5 protein-coding genes are annotated in these 6,596 nt (G+C 43.0%); all 5 read left to right on the top strand.

Annotated elements, in window-relative coordinates; genetic code table 11:
• Positions 1-450 precede the first annotated feature (450 nt).
• The gene (locus BJP37_RS39255) at positions 451-606 is read left to right on the top strand and encodes a hypothetical protein (RefSeq protein ID WP_158069590.1); all 156 of its coding nucleotides are present in this window, start codon (positions 451-453) and stop codon (positions 604-606) included.
• Between the two features lie 166 nt (positions 607-772).
• Entirely contained in the window at positions 773-1,855 is a 1,083-nt protein-coding gene (locus BJP37_RS14965; RefSeq protein ID WP_075899909.1) for a DNA cytosine methyltransferase, read from the top strand.
• A 665-nt stretch (positions 1,856-2,520) separates the two neighbouring features.
• Positions 2,521-4,812, top strand: a complete 2,292-nt coding sequence (locus BJP37_RS14960; protein ID WP_075899907.1) for a sensor histidine kinase — start codon at positions 2,521-2,523, stop codon at positions 4,810-4,812.
• A complete protein-coding gene (locus tag BJP37_RS14955) occupies positions 4,766-5,212 on the top strand; it encodes a response regulator (RefSeq protein ID WP_075899906.1) in 447 nt (148 codons plus the stop codon). The genes BJP37_RS14960 and BJP37_RS14955 overlap by 47 nt, the downstream gene beginning before the upstream one ends.
• A 151-nt stretch (positions 5,213-5,363) precedes the next feature.
• Complete coding sequence (locus BJP37_RS14950; protein ID WP_075899904.1) at positions 5,364-6,527, top strand: hybrid sensor histidine kinase/response regulator; 1,164 nt, start codon at positions 5,364-5,366, stop codon at positions 6,525-6,527.
• Positions 6,528-6,596: the final 69 nt, after the last annotated feature.

Raw genomic sequence — 6,596 nt, 5'->3', positions numbered from 1 at the left:
AGTCTCTATCACCGTTTCGACTACTTTTGCCTAATGGATAGCTTTTTTAAGGGGGATTTAGGGGGATCTCCGAGGCAAGAAGACACACCCTAGCCCCCCAATTTTGGGGGGAAAAAGACTTTCAAAGTCCCCCAAAGTTGGGGGATTTAGGGGGCTTGACCACAACCAGATGATCATGCATTCATTCCTTGATTCAGCAACGCCATTTTTTTTGGTGAGCTCGCCCCTAACGCAGCCTACCGCACTTTTTTACAAATATGAGATGCACCCACGCGAACAACCTTATACCTTAAACCTTGGCCTTTAGACACGCGTGCGCGTTCAACCTGCAACCTTAAACCTTAAACCTTCAACCTTAAACCTGCAACCTTAAACCTTAAACCTTAAACCTTAAATCTTACTAACCTTAAATAATCAAATATACCAATCCTAAATGAATTGTGAGAATTTTTGTTCTCTTTTCCCTACTCCCGTCTTGATGCAATAGCGAGTGGGGGAAACCCCCAAGACCGCGCTGCATCGCTACTCCCTACTCCCTACTCCCTGTTCCCTGTTCCCTGTTCCCTGTTCCCTGTTCCCTTTGGTATATGTAGCAATTTGGCATAACAAAATCAGCTGATACCCTTAAACTACAATTAGTCTAAATATAGCCCTGATCATAGTTATGAGGTACAGTAAATTTTCTTACCCCTACTCCCTGCTCCCTACTCCCTGCTCCCTCAACCTACTCTACCGAGCTGATAGCTGATAGCGAAAAACTGATCACTAACTCATGAATGATTCCAAAAACGCCATCGATATATTTGCAGGTGCAGGTGGGCTTTCTCTGGGTTTCCATATGGCTGGGTGGCAGATCACCACAGCAATAGAAATTGATAAATCTGCTGTTTCCACTTATCGAGAAAACTTTCCTAGCACTAATGTTATTCGCTCCGATGTTAGAGCTATAGACTTTACTCAATTTCAAGGTATTGACCTAGTAGTAGGATCCCCACCGTGTCAACCTTTTTCTGTCCGAAACAAACACCCAAATAAACAGTTATCCCGAGCCAACCCTAAGGATTTAGTTCCAGAATTTATTCGAGCGGTAAGGGAGATTCGACCCAAGGCATTTTTAATGGAAACTATGCCTGGGTTGAAAAGCTCTAAAAATTTTAATTATTATCAATGGATTGAACAGCAGTTTCAAGCCCTGTATTATTCAGTTTATGTAGAGGTTTTAGAAGCAGCATACTATGGAATTCCCCAGTATCGTGAACGTCTATTTTTGGTCGGTTTAGCCACAAAAACTGATTTTACGTTTCCCCTGAAAACCCATGGTTTAGGGACATCTAATTCCTATATTTCATCAGGTTCAGCCTTAACTGATGTTCCCGACTATGAGCCGAATAGCACTAACGTTTCCTATGCCAATAAACCCGTTATTCGTCCTACCCCTTGGACAGGAACCCTAGTCAAGGGTGGGGGAAAACCCATCAATTTCGATGCACCAAGTCCTACCATTACCGCTACTATGGGAGGTTACCGAACCCACATTATTGACCCTGAAGGTGTTTTACTGGTGTATCATCGTCATTTAATGAATGGGGGAAAGCCGAGATCAGGAACAATTGAAGGGGTAAGACGGCTGACGGTACGGGAATCAGCTAGACTCCAATCCTTTCCTGATCATTTTGTATTCAAAGGTTCTAAAACATCACGATACAGACAAGTTGGTAATGCTGTACCACCACGGTTAGCCAAAGCAGTTGGAGAAGCAATCCATCAAGCAATCTTCCCCTCTGAGGTATCAACGACAAAAGACTTTCAATCCTATTTTGATCAGCTTTGCGACACATTGCATCTGCGGCTGTAGGTAAGCTATCAGCTATCAGCTATCAGCTATCAGGGGCTTTAACTGCACGGGGTCAGATTAGTAAAAGGAGCAGGAATTTTCAACCAGCCGTACTAGCCCGTAAGCTTGTTTACTACCGACTGTTGATTAGCTGACGGCTGACAGCTTTGTGGCACAGGCTTCTAGCCTCTGACGTAAAAGAGATTAAACAAATCCTTACCTCTTTTATTCAAAACGTTTGCTCCTCAAGTAGTGTGGCCATTTGCGTAGCGTGGCCTTTGGCCAAAGCCATTGGCTGATAGCTGATAGCTGATAGCTGATAGCTTACACGTTTTTTGTTAAGTTAAATTATTAAGTATTGAGTTTTTACGTATTATTATTAATATTTTTTGAGAAGCAAGCCTAACATTCCCCTTGATGGCAACAGGAATCCCATAAACAGCAGAAGATCTAAAGGCAGTACCCAAAAATTTAATGTTTTTTTAAAAATTACTCTAGACCTAATCCTTGACTTACTGGGATATACTAGGAAATACTAGGTAGTCATAGGTAAGTTCCGTTAAAGATTCACAAGGGAAAAACTAAATAGTATTAGAAATAGTATTTGGAATGATATTGGTAATCAAAGAGACTTCCTTACAGAGGTCGTATAACTGTTGATAATCCTGGATTAAGGTCGGAGAATTATGGTAGGAATAGATTTACCAGCACAACAAACCAAATTGGATCATGAACCGATTCATGTGATTGGTCAAATACAGCCTCATGGGGGACTCTTGGTACTGGAAGAGCCTGAGCTGAAAATCTTACAAGTTAGCAACAATACCTCTAGGGTTTTGGGAATCCCTGCCGAAGCCATGCTAGAAAAAACCCTAGAAGATGTACTTGACCCATTCCAAGTGGAGAGAATTAAAGCTGGGTTATCTGAGGAAAATCTAGACCTGATCAATCCTACTAAAATTTGGGCGAGGAAAAAGGGCGATGATTATGCAGTATTTGATGGTGTATTTCATCGTAACTCAGATGGATGTCTGATTCTGGAATTAGAACCAGCAGTTTCCCGGGAGACTATCCCATTTTTAAGCTTTTATCATCTAGCAAGAGCCTCCATTAACCAGCTCCAACAAACTTCAAATCTTCGGGATTTTTGTCAAATCATCGTCAAAGAGGTGCGAAAGGTCACTGGGTTTGACCGGGTGATGCTATATAAATTTGAAGATGATGACCATGGAGCCGTTATTGCGGAAGAAAAACTAGACAGTCTGGAATCTTACCTAGGCTTACACTATCCAGAATCGGATATTCCTAAACCAGCCAGACGATTATTCTGTTCCAATTGGATCCGCTTAATTCCAGATGCAAATTCCCAACCTGTTGAAATTTTTCCTACCGATAATCCCATCACAAATCGCCCCCTTGATTTAACATTATCGATTCTCAGAAGTGCTTCTCCCTGTCATATCCAGTACCTCCACAATATGGGAGTTGGGGCGTCTTTGACGATTTCACTAATTAAAGATAAAAAACTCTGGGGACTTATTGCTTGTCATCATCAAACCCCTAAGTATGTATCCTATGAGTTGCGCAAAGCTTGCGAATTTTTAGGACGAGTGATATTCTCAGAAATTTCAGCCCGAGAAGAGACGGAAGACTATGACTATCAGATGAAGTTGTCCTATACTCAATCGATATTGATTGAGTATATGTCCCAAGAAGAAAACTTTATTGATGGCTTAGTTAAGCATGACCCTAATTTACTGGACTTGACTAATGCTCAAGGTGCAGCAATTTGTTTTGGGGATAATTTTACGGTTATTGGTGAGACCCCTAGTGAAGAAGACCTCAAGTTTTTGGTGCAATGGCTGAAACAGAATGTTAATGAAGAGGTGTTCTATACCGATTCCCTGCCTCGCCTTTATCCTGATGCACAACGGTTTAAAGATATTGGTAGTGGCTTGCTAGCCATCCCAATTTCCAAGAGAAACTATGTGCTGTGGTTCCGACCAGAGGTGATTCAAACTGTTAATTGGGGGGGTGACCCCAATAAAGCCTTTGAAACAACCCACACAGAGGGGACTTTGCAACTGTCGCCCCGTAAATCCTTTGAACTGTGGAAAGAAACCGTTCGCTTAACCTCTTTACCCTGGAAACAGGTGGAAATTAAGACAGCACTGGAACTGAGGAAAGCACTGATTAATATTGTCCTGCGTCAAGCTGATGAATTGGCTCAATTGGCTCAGGATCTAGAACGTTCCAATGCTGAACTGAAAAAGTTTGCTTATGTGGCATCCCATGACCTACAAGAACCCCTCAATCAAGTGGCCAATTATGTGCAGCTTTTAGAAATGCGCTATAATGATAAGCTTGACGAAGATGCCAGCGAGTTTATTACCTTTGCGGTTGAGGGAGTCAGCCTCATGCAAACCCTGATTGATGATGTGTTGGCTTACTCGAAAGTCGATTTGCAGGGCATTGAGTTTAAACTGACGGAAGTGGAGACGGCCTTAGACCATGCTCTGGCGAATTTGCGGGGACGCATCCGTGAAACTGGGGCAGTGATTACCCATGACCCCTTCCCAACAGTCATGGCTGATAGCACTCAGTTGATGCAACTGTTCCAGAATTTAATTGGTAATGCGATCAAGTTCCGCAGTGAACAGCCGCCGGAAATCCATGTGGGGGCAAAACGACTGGAGGATGCATGGCTATTTTCAGTGCAGGATAATGGCATTGGGATTGAACCGCAGTTTAGCGATCGCATTTTCGTGATCTTCCAACGTCTGCACACCCGGGATGAGTATCCTGGCACAGGTATGGGTTTGGCTATCTGTAAAAAGATTCTGGAGTGCCACCGGGGCAAAATTTGGGTAGAGTCAGAACTAGGTCACGGTGCCACCTTCTATTTTACAATTCCAGTAAGGGGACGCGAGCGTGAGCGTAGAAACGGACGAAAGACACAAAATCATATTTTTGGTTGAAGACAATAAAGCCGATATTCGCTTAATCCAAGAAGCGTTAAAAAATAGCTCGGTACCCCACCAGGTAGTAACGGTCAGAAATGGCATGGACGCTATGGCTTACTTACACCAAGAAGGAGAGTATGCTGATGCCGTCCGTCCAGACCTGATCGTGCTAGATTTAAACTTGCCAAAAAAGGATGGTCGAGAGGTGCTCGCAGAGATTAAGGCTGACCCTAATCTCAAACGGATTCCTGTGGTGGTATTAACTACCTCAAGAAATCAGGATGACATTTTCCATAGTTACGACTTGCATGTGAATTGCTACATCACCAAATCCCGCAATCTTAGCGAATTATTCAAAATCGTCAAAGGAATTGAAGACTTTTGGCTCTCGACTGTCACCCTGCCATCACAATAAAGGGATTAGGGATTAGGGATTAGCCATAAACTATGAGACACTAAGGATTAGACATCAGGGTTGACTAACACAAAATCAGGAAAGCAATGAGGATTCTCGATCAAAGGAGAAATCCAGACCAATAAGCCCACAGAAGAAATACTAAAAGGTAATGCCTGAAGGCTCAGTAAAAATCTTGTTAATTGAGGACAACCTGGCAGAAGCCAGATTGTTACAAGAGTTTTTGAAAGAAGCTCAGTTCAGGCACTTTAGTCTAGTTCATGTCAAGCGGTTGCGGGATGCACTCCAGGAAATCGCTCAGGCTAGAGCAATCTCAATTCCCTACGATGTGATCTTGTTAGATCTGACTCTACCGGACAGCCACGGACTAGCATCCCTCGGACCGTTGATCAAGCAAGCGCCTAGTTTACCGATTGTAGTGCTAACCAATACCAATGATGATGAATTAGCCATTGAGGCAGTTCGTCAAGGAGCACAAGATTATCTAGTCAAGCGGCAAGTCAAGGGAAAAATGCTGGTTCGTTCCTTGCGCTATGCTATTGAACGTAAGCAGGCAGCAGTTGCATTACGACAAGAAAATCAAGCCCTAGAAAGTCAGGTTCAGGAACAAACCGCTGAGTTGGTTAGAGCCAAAGAAGTCAATCAGCGCAAAGCCGAATTTGTCTCCATGCTCTCTCACGACTTTCGTAATCCCTTAAATACAATCCTCCTTTGTTCTGGATTGCTCCAAGACAAAGAGGAACAATTACCTAAAGAGAAAAAACTGGTTCATTTGCGGCTAATTCGCTCGGCCATCAAAAACATGGCCCAGTTGTTGGATGAGGTTTCATTAATCAGTAAAGCTGATTCCGGCAAACTCCTGTGTCAACCTACTCGGTTGGATTTGAAACGGTTTTGTCACCAATTAGTAGAAGAGTTACAAATCAGTAGCAAGAACAAGCATCAGCTAGTTTTTACCACTCAAGGAGAATTGAGGGAAGCCCTATGGGATGAACGATTGCTGCGACACATTTTTAGCAATTTGCTCACCAACGCTATTAAGTACTCACCCACAGGGGGAACAGTTCTGTTTGAACTGATTGCTCAGACAGAATGTGTTATATTCCGGATTCAAGACCAGGGGATGGGCATTCCCCCAGAAGACCAACCGCAACTGTTTGAGCCTTTCCATCGTGCTAGCAATGTTGGCACAATTCCTGGTAGTGGCTTAGGGCTAGCTATTGTTAAACAGTGTGTGGACGCTCATGGTGGTGAGATTTATCTCAAGAGTCAGTTGGGAGAGGGTACTACATTTACGGTTACCTTACCGTATTAGGTTTTAGGGAATTGAGAATTAAGAATTAAGAATTGAGAATTAAGAATTGAGAATTAAGAATTGAGAATT

Source organism: Moorena bouillonii PNG (genome assembly GCF_001942495.1).
Lineage (GTDB): Bacteria > Cyanobacteriota > Cyanobacteriia > Cyanobacteriales > Coleofasciculaceae > Moorena > Moorena bouillonii.
The sequence above is the reverse complement of the archived record's forward strand: the minus strand, read 5'-3'. Positions and strand labels throughout refer to the sequence as shown.

Excerpts from the sequence above, each read along its gene's own strand:
- BJP37_RS14960 (WP_075899907.1), top strand. The coding sequence starts at position 2,521 with ATGGTAGGAATAGATTTACCAGCACAACAAACCAAATTGGATCATGAA.
- BJP37_RS14965 (WP_075899909.1), top strand. The coding sequence starts at position 773 with ATGAATGATTCCAAAAACGCCATCGATATATTTGCAGGTGCAGGTGGG.
- BJP37_RS14950 (WP_075899904.1), top strand. The coding sequence starts at position 5,364 with ATGCCTGAAGGCTCAGTAAAAATCTTGTTAATTGAGGACAACCTGGCA.